Below are 299 nucleotides of genomic sequence, written 5' to 3' on the forward strand. Positions count from 1 at the left end.
AGTTACCATCGTGGCGGGTGCCGGTCTCGCGGTGTGGGGTGTTATCAACGTCATGGAAGGCTACGGCAACGACAATCCGGCGGCTAAATCTCAGGGCATTAAGCAGCTCATGGCTGGCGGCGGCGTGGTGCAGATCGGCACGACCCTCATTCCTCTACTCTCCGGTCTGTTCGGTTGATCCGGAACACACACAGGAAGTTACCATCGTGGCGGGTGCTGATTGTGGCACTCGCCCTTCACAATTCACCAACGATTTAAGGAGGAAATTCAAGTATGGCATTTATCAATCAGGCAGTTAC

General features: G+C 54.5%; 1 protein-coding gene. It reads left to right on the top strand.

The genetic code is table 11. The features are described from left to right. Window positions 1-178 (top strand): Maff2 family protein (locus tag P0G09_RS19010; RefSeq protein ID WP_275253451.1); only part of this gene is annotated, 178 nt, incomplete at its 5' end. Between the last annotated feature and the right edge of the window lie 121 nt (window positions 179-299).

Source organism: Faecalibacterium sp. DFI.5.82, from assembly GCF_029076575.1.
Taxonomy (GTDB): Bacteria; Bacillota; Clostridia; order Oscillospirales; family Ruminococcaceae; genus Faecalibacterium; species Faecalibacterium duncaniae.